Source organism: Streptomyces sp. NBC_01166 (genome assembly GCF_045039765.1).
GTDB lineage: Bacteria > Actinomycetota > Actinomycetes > Streptomycetales > Streptomycetaceae > Streptomyces.
The window spans coordinates 8,420,662-8,435,131 of the sequence record NZ_CP108613.1; the positions used below are offsets into that span (position 1 = coordinate 8,420,662).

13 protein-coding genes and 1 pseudogene are annotated in these 14,470 nt (G+C 70.8%); 10 read left to right on the forward strand and 4 right to left on the reverse strand.

Annotation, left to right across the window (positions count from 1 at the left end; genetic code table 11):
• Nucleotides 1–2 precede the first annotated feature (2 nt).
• Both OG379_RS38135 and OG379_RS38140 read right to left on the reverse strand, forming a co-directional pair.
• Nucleotides 3–692: an SDR family NAD(P)-dependent oxidoreductase gene (locus OG379_RS38135; protein WP_405667934.1), complete on the reverse strand. Its 690-nt coding sequence runs from the start codon at nt 690–692 to the stop codon at nt 3–5.
• On the reverse strand, nt 689–2,422 hold the full coding sequence (locus OG379_RS38140) for an FAD-dependent oxidoreductase (protein WP_405667936.1): 1,734 nt from the start codon (nt 2,420–2,422) through the stop codon (nt 689–691). The genes OG379_RS38135 and OG379_RS38140 overlap by 4 nt, the downstream gene beginning before the upstream one ends.
• Nucleotides 2,423–2,573: 151 nt before the next feature.
• Between OG379_RS38140 and OG379_RS38145 the strand changes: the two genes are divergently transcribed.
• From OG379_RS38145 to OG379_RS38185, 9 genes are all read left to right on the forward strand, one after another.
• Nucleotides 2,574–3,470, forward strand: coding sequence for a LysR substrate-binding domain-containing protein (locus OG379_RS38145; RefSeq protein WP_405667938.1), 897 nt, complete (start codon nt 2,574–2,576; stop codon nt 3,468–3,470).
• Nucleotides 3,471–3,648: 178 nt separating this feature from the next.
• Nucleotides 3,649–5,034, forward strand: coding sequence for an MFS transporter (locus OG379_RS38150; RefSeq protein ID WP_405667940.1), 1,386 nt, complete (start codon nt 3,649–3,651; stop codon nt 5,032–5,034).
• Complete coding sequence (locus tag OG379_RS38155; RefSeq protein ID WP_405667942.1) at nt 5,034–6,113, forward strand: Gfo/Idh/MocA family protein; 1,080 nt, start codon at nt 5,034–5,036, stop codon at nt 6,111–6,113. Before OG379_RS38150 ends, OG379_RS38155 begins: the two co-directional genes overlap by 1 nt.
• The gene (locus OG379_RS38160; RefSeq protein WP_405667944.1) at nt 6,110–6,961 is read left to right on the forward strand and encodes a TIM barrel protein; all 852 of its coding nucleotides are present in this window, start codon (nt 6,110–6,112) and stop codon (nt 6,959–6,961) included. Before OG379_RS38155 ends, OG379_RS38160 begins: the two co-directional genes overlap by 4 nt.
• Nucleotides 6,954–7,829 (forward strand): shikimate dehydrogenase, encoded by an 876-nt coding sequence (locus OG379_RS38165; RefSeq protein ID WP_405667946.1) that lies wholly within the window; start codon nt 6,954–6,956, stop codon nt 7,827–7,829. Before OG379_RS38160 ends, OG379_RS38165 begins: the two co-directional genes overlap by 8 nt.
• A gap of 7 nt (nt 7,830–7,836) precedes the next feature.
• Nucleotides 7,837–9,579 carry an FAD-dependent oxidoreductase gene (locus tag OG379_RS38170; RefSeq protein WP_405667948.1) on the forward strand — a complete coding sequence of 581 codons (1,743 nt, stop codon included), beginning with the start codon at nt 7,837–7,839 and terminating at the stop codon, nt 9,577–9,579.
• A 17-nt stretch (nt 9,580–9,596) separates the two neighbouring features.
• Complete coding sequence (locus OG379_RS38175; protein ID WP_405667949.1) at nt 9,597–9,884, forward strand: YciI family protein; 288 nt, start codon at nt 9,597–9,599, stop codon at nt 9,882–9,884.
• Complete coding sequence (locus tag OG379_RS38180; RefSeq protein ID WP_405667951.1) at nt 9,881–10,993, forward strand: zinc-binding dehydrogenase; 1,113 nt, start codon at nt 9,881–9,883, stop codon at nt 10,991–10,993. The genes OG379_RS38175 and OG379_RS38180 overlap by 4 nt, the downstream gene beginning before the upstream one ends.
• Complete coding sequence (locus OG379_RS38185; protein WP_405667953.1) at nt 10,990–12,606, forward strand: FAD-dependent oxidoreductase; 1,617 nt, start codon at nt 10,990–10,992, stop codon at nt 12,604–12,606. The genes OG379_RS38180 and OG379_RS38185 overlap by 4 nt, the downstream gene beginning before the upstream one ends.
• Before the next feature lie 238 nt (nt 12,607–12,844).
• Here OG379_RS38185 and OG379_RS38190 read toward each other — a convergent pair whose 3' ends face one another.
• On the reverse strand, nt 12,845–13,240 hold the full coding sequence (locus OG379_RS38190) for a GNAT family N-acetyltransferase (protein ID WP_405667955.1): 396 nt from the start codon (nt 13,238–13,240) through the stop codon (nt 12,845–12,847).
• A gap of 336 nt (nt 13,241–13,576) precedes the next feature.
• Between OG379_RS38190 and OG379_RS38195 the strand changes: the two are divergent.
• A pseudogene (locus OG379_RS38195) lies at nt 13,577–13,789 on the forward strand (IS256 family transposase); the annotation flags it as partial.
• A 60-nt stretch (nt 13,790–13,849) separates the two neighbouring features.
• On the opposite strand, the gene OG379_RS38200 reads toward OG379_RS38195, so the two are convergent.
• Nucleotides 13,850–14,449, reverse strand: a complete 600-nt coding sequence (locus tag OG379_RS38200; protein ID WP_405668809.1) for a DUF6058 family natural product biosynthesis protein — start codon at nt 14,447–14,449, stop codon at nt 13,850–13,852.
• Between the last annotated feature and the right edge of the window lie 21 nt (nt 14,450–14,470).

The following is a 14,470-nucleotide window of genomic DNA, read 5'->3' on the forward strand; positions in this document are numbered from 1 at the left end:
GATCAGTACGTTGCTCGGCCTCCGCTGGCGTCGTAGACCGCGCCCGTGGAGAAACTGACCTGCTCCGAGCAGAGCCACCCGATCAGCTCGGCGATCTCCTCCGCCCGGCCGAAGCGGCCCATAGGTGTCAGGGACTGGGAGCGGGCGAGCACCGCAGGGTCGGTGTGCGCGTTCATCGGTGTACTGACGGCCGCGGGCGCGACGGCATTGACCAGCACACCGGTCGTGGCCAATTCCTTGCCGAGGGACTTCGTGAGCGCGACGACGGCCGCCTTCGACGCGGAGTAGGCGCTCTGCGTGGGGTTGCCGTCCTTGGCCGCGATGCTGGCCAGGGTGACGATCCGGCCCCAGCCCGCGTTCACCATGGCCGGTACGACGGCTCGGCACAGCAGGAACGTTCCGTCGACATTGACCCGGAAGGTGGCGTGCCACGCGTCGAGGTCCAGTTCGGCGAGGGGACGGGAAGGGCCCACGACGCCCGCGCTGTGTACGAGGATTCCCACCGGACCCAGCCGGTCGACAAGGGCGGCGACCGCGTCGGGGTCGGTGACGTCGAGCCGCTCGTCCGCGCCCGGAGCGAGGTCCGCGGTGACGACCCGTACGCCCTCGGCGCGCAGTTTCGCTGCGGTTGCCGCGCCGATGCCGCCGGCTCCGCCGGTCACCAGGGCGAGAACGTCCTTGGGATAGCTCACGCGGCGGCTCCCCGCTCGGCAGGCACATCGGCAAGATGGCGGGCGGCGATCCAGCCGAAGGCCATGGCGGGCCCGAGGTTGACCCCGCCGGCGGGGTAGTGGCCGCCCATCACGTTCGCCTGGTCGTTGCCGACCGCGTAGAGGCCGTGGATCGGGGCGTCCTGGCCGTCCAGGACCCGGGCGTGCTCGTCGGTGGCCAGGCCGGCGAAGGTGCCGAAGCTGCCGGGAACGATCCGCACGGCGTAGAAAGGCCCCTTCTCCAACGGGGCGAGCGTCGGGTTCGGAGTCACCGACGCGTCGCCTCCGTAGCGGTTGAACGGCGTCGATCCGCGGCCGAGGGCGGGGTCCTCACCGCGGCGGGCCGCCTCGTTGAACTCCTCGACGGTCGCGGTGAGTCCGGCCGGGTCGATGCCGCAGGCGCGGGCGAGCTCCTCGAGGGTGCGTCCCCGTCGGAGGTAGCCGCTGCGCAGGTAGGGGAAGAGGGGCACCGGCCGGGGCTTGGCCATGCCCAGCGGGTAGCGGCGGACGAACCGGGCGTCGGTGATCTGCCAGGCTTGGACCGGTTCACCGGCCGGGGTCGCCGCGATCATCGCCGCGACGTAGTCGTAGTAGCCGTTGGCCTCGTTGACGAACCGTCGCCCGGTGCGCAGCACACCGATGCTGCCGGGCTTGGCCCGGTCCATGATGTGTGGGAACACGCCGGTGCGGCCGTTGCGGTAAGGGACCAGGGAGACCGGGCACCAGGCGGCCGGAGAGGCCAGGTCGGTGCGCAGCCGCCCGCCCGCCGACTCGGCCAGTGTGGCGCCCGCGCCGTCGGCCTCCCCGGGGGCGAGGCTCCAGTGCTGTTCCCCTCGTGGGAACAGTGCGCGGCGTCGGGCCTCGTCCTGCGGGAAGCCGCCGGTGGCGAGGACCACGCCGCGTGCCGCCGTGAGCCGGACGGGGCCGTCGGCGGTGGCCGCCATCACGCCCGTGACGCGGCCGTCCTCCTGGACCAGATCGGTCACGGCGGTGGATACCTGGATGTGGACGCCGGCGTCCAGGGCCGAGCGCAGCAGCCGGCCGGCCAGCGCGGTGCCGTTGACCAGTTGCATCCCGCGGCCCTTCGTAGCCAGGTCGAACAGGTGGCGGGTGACGCGCCGGGTGGCGTGCAGAAGCCCACGTACGTCACCGTGGGACGCGGCGAGGAAGCCGGCCAGGTCCGGTCCGGCCATGACACCCAGGCCCAGGAAGGAGGTCTCGTACAACTGGCGGCGCAGCAGGCGCGTGACGTCGTCGCCGAGTCGGCGCAGGTCGGTGGGGGCCGGGCCGACCGACCGGTGCCCGGTGCCGGCCCCGGGGAGATCGCCGTAGATGTCGCAGATCTTCGCACCCGGCACGAAGGTCAGGGCGGTGTGCTCGTGGAAGAAGCGCACCATCTCGGGAGCGGCGGCCAAGAAGGCGTCGATCCGCGCCGGTTCGTAGTGGTCGCCGAGCACGGCGCGGAGGTAGTCGCGGAACGTGTTGGTCTCCTCCTGGACCCCGTCGGCCCGCGCCAAGGGATTGCCCGGCGCCCACATCCACCCGCCTGACCAGGCCGTGGCGCCGCCGCAGACCGCAGCGCGTTCGAGGACCACGACCCGCAGTCCGTGGTGCGCGGCGGTCACCGCCGCGGCGAGACCTCCCGCTCCGGAGCCGACGACGACCACGTCGTACCGGTGCTCCGGAGCGGTCGGGGGAGTTCGAGTGGTCACGGTGCTGTCCCTCCTGCGCCTGGGCGACTGTGTTCCTCGCCATCCAGGACTATGTAATATTGGGGATATAATTAACGCTTAACTGTGCTTCTAAGTGACTACATGTAGAGGGCGGGGCGGCGCAAGCCCTGTCGTCGGGGAGGTTCTGTACATGGAGATCCGCTGGCTGGAGGCGTTCATCGCCGTCGCCGAGGAACTGCACTTCGGTCGCGCCGCCACGCGGCTCAGACTCGCGCAGTCGCCACTGAGTCAGACCATCCGCAAGCTGGAGAAGGAACTCGGGGAGCAGTTGTTCGACCGCAGCACCCGCAGTGTCGCGCTCACTCCGGCCGGGCATGCCTTTCTGCCGCACGCCCACCGCGTCTTCGAGGAGTTGGAGCTGGGGCGGCAGTCGACCCGGGCCACCTCGGGGGAGGTGTACGGGACGGTCTCCGTCGGTTTCTCCGGTGCGCTCAACCACCTCACGCTGCCGCCGCTCACCAGGGCGGTCCGTCAGCGCTACCCCGAGGTAACGCTTTCGTTGACCGCGCGGGTCGTGACGCGGGACGGCATCGAGCAACTGGAGCAGGGTGGCCTGGACATCGCCCTGGTCGGTCTGCCGATCGCTCCCTCTCCGGTGCATACGCGACTGATCGGCCGCGAGCCGCTCGGTGCCGCACTGCCGGTCGACCATCCGGCGGCGGGGGAGTCCGCGATCGACCTCGCCGACCTGGCCGGCGACGGGTTCATCGCCTCACCGGCCACGGCCGGTTCCGCCTTGCAGGAACTGACGCTGCAGGCCTGCGTGAAGGCCGGTTTCCGGCCGCGGGTGGTCCAGGAGATCACTGACCCGTACATGGTCCTGACCCTGGTGTCCGCCGGTGTCGGTGTTGCCCTCATGCCCTCCTGTGTCGCGGGGATCATGCCCTCGGCCTCGGTGTTCGTGCCGCTGCGCGACGATCCGACGTTCATGGACCACGCGCTGGCGTGGCGTGAGGACAACCCCTCGCCCGTGTTGCGGGCCGTCCTGGAGGTCGCCGAGGAGGTACTGCCGACGCCGGAGACGTGAGGAAGGCCGGCACCCAGGCGCGATTATGTGATGCGTATACAAAGTCTAAGTTCAATTAAGTATTGGACGGCGCATATTCGAGCCTGGGACTGTCGTCGACACCCCCACCGGACCACGTACGGGCCTCACCGCCCCGGACCGGACCTCCGTCGACGACGCCGGATCGAAAGGATCGCCCATGTCCGCAGCGGCATCGGCCCCTCACCCGGGCAGCACATCCTCCGGGACCCGCAACGACCCCAGGAAGGCCGCGTTCTCGGGCTTCCTGGGAAGCACTCTCGAGTACTACGACTTCTTCATCTACGGCTCAGCCGCCGCGCTGGTGTTCGACAAGGTCTTCTTCCCTGACTCGGGCTCCACGGGTGCGCTGATGTCCATAGCCACGCTGGGCGTCGCCTACGTCGCCCGCCCGCTCGGCGCGCTGCTGTTCGGTCACTTCGGTGACCGGCTCGGCCGACGCAACACCCTCATGTTCACGCTGGTGCTGATGGGAGGGTCGACGTTTCTCATCGGCTGCCTGCCCTCGTACGGGCAGGCAGGTGTCACCGCACCGATTCTCCTGGTGGTGCTCCGGCTGCTCCAGGGGCTCTCCGCGGGCGGCGAGTCCCCGGGCGCGAGCTCACTGACCGTCGAGCACGCGCCCGACGGGCGCCGGGCGTTCTTCACCAGCTTCACGATGAGCGGGATCATGTTCGGGATCGTCGTCTCCAGCCTGGTGTTCATCCCGATCGCCTCCCTGCCCGACGACCAACTCCTCAGCTGGGGCTGGCGCATCCCGTTCTGGCTGAGCATCGCCGTCACGGCTGTCGCCTACCTGATGCGCCGCTCGCTGCACGAACCGGAGGTCTTCGCCGAACTTCAGGAGACCGCCGAAACCGCCAAGGCGCCCGTCGTCGAACTGTTCCGCGACCACTGGGTGACCGTGCTGCGGATCGCGGTCTGCGCGTCCTTCGCCATGGTCAACACCATCGTCAACGTGTTCGCACTTGCCTACGCCACCGAAGTCGCCGGCATTTCCAAGCCCACCATGCTGGCCGTCGTCTCGGTGGCCAACGGAGTGGCCGTCCTCACCCAGCCGCTCTACGGCATCATCGCCGACCGCATCGGACGGAAACCGGTCTTCGTCACCGGCCTCGTCGGGGTAACCGTCATGGTGTTCGTCTTCTTCCACGCCATCGGCACCCGGAACGTGCCCTGGATCTACGCCTCCGCCGTCCTGCTGATCGGCCTGTGCTACGCAGCTCCCAACGGCGTCTACCCGGCCTACTTCCCCGAGCAGTTCCCGGCCCGCGTCCGCTACAGCGGCATGGCGATCGGGCTGATGGTCGGCCTGCTCGCCGCGGGGTTCACCCCGCTGCTCGCCACGGCCCTCACCGCCGGGGACCAGGCCAACTGGACGCCGGTGGCCTGGCTGTGCGCCGCGTTCACCCTCGCCTCGGCCCTCGCCGCGCTGACCGGCCCGGAGACCTTCCGCACCCCCACCGCCCAGCTCGGCGAGGACAGGTCGGCGGAGCCGGCCCCGACCGCGACCGGCCTGCGGGCCGACGCCTCCAAGGCGCTGTGATGGGGGCGGCGCTGCGCGCGGCCGTCATCGGCTGCGGAAACGTCGCCGGCAACCACGCCGCCGCCTACCGCGGCCTGCCCGGAGTCGACCTGGTCGCCTGCGCGGACGTCGACCCGGACCGGGCGGCCCGGTTCGCTCTGCCGTACGGCGCCGTGGCGAGCCACCCCGACGACCTCTTCGGCCTCGGCCTGGACCTGGTCAGCGTCTGCACACCGCACCCCACCCACGAGGCCGTGGTCATCCGGGCAGCCGAGCACGGCATCCACGTACTGTGCGAGAAGCCCATCGCGACCGAACTCGCTGCCGCCGGCCGGATGGTGGCCGCGTGCGAGGCGGCCGGAGTGACCCTGGGAGTGGCGTTCCAGCGCCGGTTCTGGCCCGCCGCCCGGCGGATCCGGGCAGCGGTCGACGACGGCACCCTCGGCATCCCCGTCCTCGGGCACACCTCGGTCCTCCTGCACCGCGACACCTCGTACTACACCGCCGACGCCTGGCGTGGAACGTGGGCGGCCGACGGCGGGGGAGTCCTGATGACCCAGGCCGTCCACAACATCGACCTCCTCCAGTGGTACATGGGCGAGGCAGTCGAAGTGTCCGCCGCACACAGCACGTTCCGGCACGGCGAGGCGATCGAGGTGGAGGACACCGCCGTCGCCACCGTGCGGTTCGCCTCCGGTGGCCTCGCCACGCTCGCGGCGTCCACGGCACTCACCCCCGGCCTGGGCACCCGGGTGCTCGTCACGGGAGGCACCGGCGCGAGCGCGGGATTCGCCGAGTACCCGGAGGGCAGCGAGGCACGGATAGACCTGTGGGCCGTCCCGGGTGCCGAGACCGCCGAGCCCCCCTTCGGCACGGGCCTCACCTCGGACCTCCCGCTGTCCCGGATCAACGGTGCTCTCGCACCGTTCCACGCCCTGCTCGTCGCCGACTTCACCGACGCCGTCCGACAGGGCCGCCCGCCCGCCGTCACCGGACGCGAGGCCGGCAAGTCGCTGGCGATCCTGACCGCCGCCTACGCGTCGGCCGCCTCCGGCCGCCCCGAACCTGTCCCCACCCTGAACGAGGAGACCGCCGCATGACGCCCATCGGGCTCGCCCATCTGACCCTGCTCAGGCTCAGCCCGCCGGAACTCGTGAGCACCGCGGCCGAGGCCGGCTACGACTTCGTCGGAATCCGGGTCAACGCCGCCACCGAGGGCGAGCACCAGTACCCCATGGAGCCCGGCTCGCCGATGTCGCGCGAGACGCTCCAGCGCTTGGGCGACACAGGCCTGCACGTCCGCGACATCGAGTTCCTGACCCTGCGTCCGGACACCGGTCCCAGCCACTGGCGGCCCGCCCTCGAAGCGGGCGCCGCCCTCGGCGCCCGCACGGTAAGCGTCGTCGGCGTCGACCCGGACCGGACGCGCCTGACCGACACGCTTGCCGCCCTGACCGCCGACGCCGCGGCGCTCGGCATCCGACCCACCCTCGAACCCATCAGCTACCAGCCGGTGCGCACCGTAACGGAGGCCGCCAGGATCGCGACGGCCGCCGGCGCGGCCGTGCTCCTCGATGCCCTGCACATCCAGCGCGGTGGCAGCACACTCGACGACGTCCGCGCTCTCGACGCCGATCTCATCCACTGTCTGCAGTTGTGCGACGGCCCGCTGACCGCGCCCAACCACTTGGACCTTCCCGCCCGCCTGCCGCTCGGCATGTCGGCCGATGGTTCGGTGCTCCAGGCCGAGGCCCGCGTCCAGCGGCAGTTGATCGGGGACGGCGAGCTGCCGCTGGCTCAACTCGTCGCCGCAGCCCCCGCCGGAACCCCCCTGAGCGTCGAGATCCCGCACGCGGCACTCCAGTCCCGCCTCACCCCTCTCGCCTTCGCGCAGCGCACCCTGCAAGGCGCGCGCGATCTCCTGACCACGGTGGACACCCATGCCTGACACACTTGCCCCGGCCCGCCACCGGATCGCCCTGGTCGGCGCGTCGATCGGCGGATCGCTCTCGCCCGCGCTGCACGAACGGGAAGCCGTCGCACTCGGCCTCGACTACACCTACTCCCTCCTCGATCTCGACCGCCTGCCACCGGGGTGGCGGCTGCGGGACGCCGTACGGCGGGGCGTGACGGGCTTCAACGTCACCCACCCCGTGAAGCAGGCCGTGCTCGGCCAGCTGGACGACCTCTCACCCGACGCGCGGACCCTCGGCGCGGTCAACACCGTCACTGTCACCGACGGCCGGCTCGCCGGTCACAACACCGACCACAGCGGCTTCCTCGCGGGTCTGCGGCACGGCCTGCCCGACATCCGCTCCGAGCGGGTCGTCGTGGTCGGCGCCGGGGGAGCGGGCTCCGCTGTCGCCTACGCGCTCGCCGTCACCGGCGCACGGGTCGAGATCGCCGACGCTGACACGGAACGCGCCCATGCTCTGGCCACAAGGCTGACGACGGCTTTCCCGGACGCCGAGATCACGAATCTGCCCCCGGATCTCATCCCGACCGCGCTCACCCGCGCCGACGGCATCGTCAACGCCACCCCGATCGGTATGACCGGCCACCCCGGACTGCCCTTCGACACCCGCGCGCTCACCCCCCGGCACTGGGTCGCCGACGTCGTGTACCGCCCCCTGCAGACCGCCCTGCTGACCACCGCGCACGCGGAGGGCTGCCGGGTCCTGGACGGCGGCGCCATGCTCGTCGCGCAGGCCGCCATGACCCTTGCCCTGCTCACGGGCGCCGCCCCCGACCTCGCGCGCATGCGGGAACACCTGTCGGCGCTCACGGCCTCCAGGACGGAACCGATCCATGACTGACAGCTCCATGACTGACAGCTCAATGACCGACAACTCCATGACCGGCCCCGGAAGGGACCGGTACCACGAAATCGACCTCCTCGTCCTCGGCTCCGGCGCGGCCGGCATGGGCGCGGCGGTGGTCGGCGCCCAGGAGGGACTCTCCGTCCTCGTACTGGAGAAGACCGAGTGGCTCGGCGGCACCACCGCCTACTCCGCCGGGACCTGCTGGATCCCCGGCCACCGCCACCAGCGGGACCCGGCCGCCGACACCGCCGCCGCGCGCAGCTACCTGGACTCCCTCGTCGGCGACCGCGCCCCCCGCGAGTTGCGCGAGGCCTACCTCACCCACGGCCCCGCCGCGATCGACTACCTGGACCGGATCGGCGTCGGCTTCTGGCACTCCCCGACCGTCGTCGACTACCACCCCGAGATCGAAGGTTCCGCGGTCGGCCGCGCCCTGGAACCCCAGACCTTCGACGGACGCACTCTCGGCAGGGTCCGCTTCGGCAGGATCCGGCGCCCGGTACCGGAGTTCGCGCTCTTCCACGGGACGCTCATGGTCCGCCGCCCCGAGGTGAACCAACTGCTGAGCATCTTCGACGGATCGGTGCGCGGCATGGCGGTCGCCGCCCGTCTCGGCGCCCGCTGGGCCGCGGACCGCCTGACGTATCCGCGTGGTACGCGGCTCGCCATGGGCAACGCGCTCGTCGCGAACCTCTACCACAAGCTCCTGAGGCGCCGCGGCGACGTGTGGTTCACCGCCCGCACCACCGAACTGGTCACCGACGGCACCGGACGGGTCGTGGGCGCGGTCGTCTCCCACCGCGGGCAGACGGTCCGGGTGACCGCCCGCCGCGGTGTCGTCCTCGCCGCCGGAGGGTTCTCCGCCAGCCCGGAACTGCGCGACCGGTATCTGCCGAAGCCCACACCGCAGTTCACCCGCGCCGGCGAGGGCGCCACCGGTGACACCCAGGCCCTCGCCCGAGCTGTCGGTGGCGCGCTGGGCGAACCCCGGGACGACAACGCCCTGTGGTTCCCCAGCTCCATCGGCCGCCGCCCGGACGGGTCCACCGCGGTCTTCCCGCACATCTGGGACCGGGCCAAGCCAGGCATCGTGGCCGTCAACGCCGCCGGACGCCGGTTCGTCGACGAGTCGGTCTCCTACCACCGCTTCACCCGCGCCATGTACGACGCGCACAAGTCCGTGCCGACCGTCCCCGCCTGGCTCGTCATCGACTCCGCCGGCCTGGCCAAGTACGGGCTGGGCATGATTCGCCCGCACCTGCCCCCGAGCAGACTCAAGCGGTACGCCGACACCGGCTACCTGCACAGCGGGCGCACGGTCCGGGAACTCGCCGCCGCCATCGGCGTCGACCCCGACGGCCTCGAACGCACCGTCACCGACACCAACCGCTACGCACGCACAGGCGTGGACGAGGAGTTCGGCAAGGGACGCAGCCCCTTCGGCCACCAGTACGGCGACCCCGACCACACCCCCAACGTCAACCTCGGCCCGATCGAGAAGGCCCCCTTCCACGCGATCGCCGTCGTCCCCACCCCGCTCGCCACCGCCCTCGGGCTGCGGACCGACTGCGACGCCCGGGTCCTCGACGACCGGGGCGAGCCGGTCCCCGGGCTCTACGCCTGCGGCAACGACGCCGACTCGATCATGGCCTCCGAGTACCCCGGAGCCGGCTGCCAGGTCGGGGCGGGCCTCACCTTCGGATACCTGGCCGCCCGCCACGCCGCGCGCGGCACACGACGATGAGAGACGGGAACCAGCACATGACCACCTTCGCTGTCACCTACACCTACGCTGAGGACTCGGCCCCGGCTCGGGACGAATACCGCCCCGAGCACAAGGGCTTCCTGGAGAGCCAGTTCGACGCCGGCCGCCTGCGGGTCTCGGGCCCGCTCGGCCCGGACGGCTCGCCCGGTGCCCTGCTGGTCCTCGAGGCCGGATCGCCCGACGAGGTCATGGCCCTGCTGGATCAAGATCCCTTCCACCGTGAGGGCCTGATCGCCGAGCGCACCGTCCGTGAGTGGCAGATCTTCTTCGGCGGTGTGAAGTGACCACCGAGACCACCACCCGAACCGCCTCCTCCGTACCCGTCGCGCCCGGATCGCGCCGCACCATGCGTGCCGCCTGCACCGTCTCCAAGGAGACGATCCGTTACGAGGAGCGCCCGGTCCCCGTCCCCGGACCCGGCCAGGCGCTCCTACGCATCGAGACGGTCACCCTGTGCGGCACCGACCTGCACATCTGGGAGGACGACTACGCCACCGAACTACCCATGGTGCAGGGCCACGAGTTCTGCGGCGTGATCGAGGAGCTGCCCGATCCGCACCCGGGACTGGCGGTCGGCGACCGGGTCGCCGTCTCCCCGATCCTCGCCTGCGGCAGCTGCCACGCCTGTTCCATCGGCCGCGCCAACGCGTGCGACCGGATGTCCGTGTACGGCTGCTACGACGTGGAGGGCGCCCTGACGGAACTGATGGCCCTCCCGGTCACCAAGCTCTTCCCCCTCCCTGAAGCGCTGCCCGCCCACCTCGCCTCGCTGTGCGAGCCGGCCAGCATCGCGATGCAGGCCGTCAACCGGGGCCGTCCGGTCGCGGGGGAGAAGGCGCTGGTGCTGGGCAGCGGCCCGATCGGCCTGCTGTGCACGCTGTACCTCACCTCGCTGGGCGTCGAGGTCGTCGCCGCCGACACGTTGTCGGCACGCTGCGCGCTTGCCCGGGAGTTCGGTGCCGTGGACACGGTCCTGATCGACCCCGCCGTGCCGTTTCCGGTCCCGCACCACACCGAGCTGCTGACCACGTGGACCGGCGGACACGGACCGTCACTGGTCTTCGAAGCCACCGGCGCCCCGGCCTCCCTCAACAACGCCCTTCGGACGGTGGCCACGGCGGGCAGGGTCGTCGCCGTCGGCATCTCCGACCGGGAGGTCTCCTTCTCCATGCGCACCCTGCCGGTGAAGGACATCGACCTGATCGGCAGCCGCAACAGCCAGGAACTGATCGGCGAGGCCGCCGAGCTGCTCGCCCGGCACCCGCGGCAGGCGGAGGCGCTGATCACCCACCGATTCCCCTTCGACCAGGTAGCCGAGGCGTTCGAGACGATGCGCTCGGCCACCGGGACAGTGGGCAAGGTCGCCGTCGACATGCCGGGAGCCGCCGCATGATCACCACTCCGCCGGCGGACCTGCGGGGCCACTACGACGTCGTCGTCGTCGGCAGCGGGGCGGCCGGACTGGTCACGGCTGCCCGCGCCGCCGAGGCCGGCCTGTCCGTGCTCGTCCTGGAGAAGGGTGAACGGCTGGGCGGCACCTCGGCGGTCGGCGGCGGCGTCATGTGGGCGCCCTGCAACCACCTCATGGAGAAAGCCGGGCAACCGGACAGCCGGGAGGCGGCGGCGCGCTATCTGCGGGCCGCCACCGAGGGCCGGATGACCGACAGTGAGATCGAGTGGTACGTCACCACGTCGGCCGCCGCCGTCCGCTACCTCGACGAGCGCACAGATGTCCGCCTCACCCCCCTCGCCCGCCCCGACTACCACCCGGAATGGGACGGCGCGGCCACCGGACGCGGCCTGGACAACGAACCGTTCGACCCAGGGCCGCACCCGGGGCTCGCCGAGGCACTGCGCCGCCCCACCTACCTTCCGCTGATCAGCATGAACGAACGGGACGCCCTCAAGGGCGCCCCCGTCGACCAGGACCTGCTCGCCGAACGCCGTCGCTCCGGCGTACGCACCATGGGCGGCGCCCTCGTGGGGCGGCTGGTGGTCACGGTCCTTCGGCACGGCGTGACGCTCGCGGCGTCGGCGCGGGTCACCGGACTGGACCGTGGCAGCGACGGCCGATGGACCGTGACGCTGCGCAAAGGCGAAGCCCGTGTAACGGCCGCCCGGGTCGTCCTCGCCTCCGGAGGCTTCGAATGGAACCCGCAGCTGCGCGCCGCCTACCTGCCCTTCCCGGTCACCCCGATCAGCGCACCCACCAACGAGGGCGACGGCCTGCTGCTCGGGCTGGCCGCCGGCGCGGCAGTCGCCGAGATGACGGCCGTGTGGGGCGTGCCCGTGATCACCGCCCCGACTCAGCGGTACGACGGTCTGCCATCGGGTCGGATGGGCAACGTGGAGCTGACCCTGCCCGGCTCGGTCATGGTCAACGCTCAAGGCCTTCGATTCGTCAACGAGGCCACCAACTACCACGACCTCAACCGGGCCTTCGGTAACACCGACCCAAGAAGCGGCCGGCGCGCCAACGCCCCGGCGTGGCTGGTCTTCGACCGGGTCTACCTGGACAAGTACGCGGTCGCGGGTTCCACTCCGGGGGTTCCCGAGGAATGGATGGTCTCCGCAGAAACCGTCGCAGGCCTCGCTCGCGCCTGCGGCATCGAGCCGGCCGGCCTGCATCGCACCCTCCAGAGTTTCAACGCTGACGCCCGTACCGGCGACGACACCGAGTTCGGGCGCGGTGCCAGCGAGCAGGACCGGCACCTCGGAGACCCGGTCAACACCCCCAACCCGTGCCTGGCGCCAGTGGAAAAGGCCCCCTTCTACGCCGTGCCCGTGCACGCCGGGGTGCTCGGCACCGCGGGCGGCCTGCGCACCGACCTCGACGGGCGTGTCCTGAACGTTCACGGGGAGCCGATCGGCGGGCTGTACGCGGCTGGAAACTGCTCGGCGACCGTCTTCCACGACGCCTATCCAGGCGGCGGCGCCACCCTGGGCTCGGCAGTCACCCGCGGCTTCACCGTCGGTGGACACCTCGCCGCCACTGCCTCCACGTGAGCTCCGGGGTGACCGCGACGCCGGTCACCCCGGCCGGGTGGTGCCGGACGCTTCCTCGTACGCACGCGGCTGGCTTTGGTCACGAGTGTCGACGTCAGTTGTCAACTGTCTCGGTAGCACCCGGGTCGGCCATGAGGCGGTGTTTATGAGAATGGGCTCTGGCTCAACTTCTGAAGTGGCACAACTGTGCGTGACGACTGACATGCCGTACAGCAGGCACGGGAATTGGCCCACCGCACTATAGGGCGATCAGTCCGGCTGCCGTTTCCTTGAAGCCACAGGTATTGAAATAGAAGGGACGCAGGTGCTCCTCGAAGTCGACGTGAAGCCACTCGCACTTCGCGGCACGCGCTTCCTCGGCCGCAGTTCCGACGAGCGCGGCTCCGACTCCGCTCGACCGGCGATGCTGCGCGACCACCGTGTCCAGGATGAAGGCATGAGCTCCGCCGTCCCAGACCACGTTGACGAAGCCGACCAGAGAACCGTTCTCCCGTGCACAGACCCACCCGAGGCTGTGGCGCTCAAGTCGTTCTCGCCAGTCCGTCTGAGCGACTGGGTGACCGAAGCCGTCGGCGTGTAGAGCGTTGAGGGAGGCATTGTCGAAGTCACCCCGCCATTCGTACGTGATCGTCACGCCCCGATCGTATGTCCGTGCCGAGCCTGGTACTGACCGGATCATGGAGCGAGGAGAACCCGCTTGCGGAGCAGTTGCAATCCGGCGCGGCCGAACATGTGGCGCTTGCGTATCTTGATTCGCTTGACATGGCCTTCAACCGCGCCCGAGCTCCGAGGCAGGGTGAGTCCTGCGGTGACGGCGTAGAGGTCGGGGTCGCAGCTCTGGGTACGCCCCGGGTGGGCGCGGTTGCGGATGGTGGGTCAGAGGAGGGTGTCGGCGGTGATGGGGAGTTCCCGTATGCGTCGGCCGGTGGCGTTGAAGACGGCGTTGGCGATGGCGGGGGCGACGCCGACGCGCACCACGAATCCGATTGGGTCCACGTTCGCCACCGTCCGGCTGCGGACCGAGATCACCCGAGAGGCCGGCTCCCGCAGTGCCGCCCTCGCCATGGGTCTCAAGCTCGACGAGTCCGCCCACCAGCGGTGGCGGGCCTTGAACGCACCCCACCTCGTCGCTCTCGTCCGCGCCGGAGCCCGCTGCGAACGCGGCCGCCGAGTCGAACGTCCCGAAGCCCGCGTAGCATGCACGATCGCGGCCGATCCGCGGAACGCCGCCCATGGATCCGTGTTACGGGCGCGGGAAGCGGGCGCGCCTGGCGTCGATGCAGGTCTCCCGAGACGTGGGCCCGCCGAACCGAAGACGGTCATAGTCCGTGAAAGCTGGTTCCAGCGTGTCGAGTTCGTCGACCAGTGCGTGCAGCCGCTCAGACCACTGCGCTGAACCGGCATCCGGCTCGTTCTCTGAGGCACTGATCGCAGTGGTCAGGTAATCCTTGCGCTGTATGGCGGCCGGGGTCACCGAATGCAGGCACACGTACTGTCCGCTGAGATATGCATTCCACTCCGCCTTCCCGGTGACCGGGTCGGCCCAGTGAGCGGTGAACCACGCTTCGAGCAGCTCTACGCCGCCGGCTTCGTCGGCGAGAGCGAACAGATCGGCCGGCACCATCTCAGCACCGTCGGAGCGGAGATATCCCGGAAGCGGCAGACGTTGCCCCAGCATCAGCTGACGGACCGCGTCGACATCGCGGCCATGGACTGCGCACAGTTCCTCCAGGGCAACGAACTGCGCGCTGACATATGCGTCATCGGCATCGGTCATCGGATGGTCGCCGTTGACCTCGCGGAACCGCTCGGCGAGCTGCTGCTTCAGGTCTGCTTCCGGCATCGGGTCGCCTCCGGCGTATAC

Coding starts and splice junctions, on each gene's coding strand:
- OG379_RS38200 (WP_405668809.1), bottom strand. CDS start 14,449: ATGCCGGAAGCAGACCTGAAGCAGCAGCTCGCCGAGCGGTTCCGCGAG.
- OG379_RS38165 (WP_405667946.1), top strand. CDS start 6,954: ATGCCTGACACACTTGCCCCGGCCCGCCACCGGATCGCCCTGGTCGGC.
- OG379_RS38185 (WP_405667953.1), top strand. CDS start 10,990: ATGATCACCACTCCGCCGGCGGACCTGCGGGGCCACTACGACGTCGTC.
- OG379_RS38150 (WP_405667940.1), top strand. CDS start 3,649: ATGTCCGCAGCGGCATCGGCCCCTCACCCGGGCAGCACATCCTCCGGG.
- OG379_RS38145 (WP_405667938.1), top strand. CDS start 2,574: ATGGAGATCCGCTGGCTGGAGGCGTTCATCGCCGTCGCCGAGGAACTG.
- OG379_RS38175 (WP_405667949.1), top strand. CDS start 9,597: ATGACCACCTTCGCTGTCACCTACACCTACGCTGAGGACTCGGCCCCG.
- OG379_RS38160 (WP_405667944.1), top strand. CDS start 6,110: ATGACGCCCATCGGGCTCGCCCATCTGACCCTGCTCAGGCTCAGCCCG.
- OG379_RS38170 (WP_405667948.1), top strand. CDS start 7,837: ATGACTGACAGCTCAATGACCGACAACTCCATGACCGGCCCCGGAAGG.
- OG379_RS38155 (WP_405667942.1), top strand. CDS start 5,034: ATGGGGGCGGCGCTGCGCGCGGCCGTCATCGGCTGCGGAAACGTCGCC.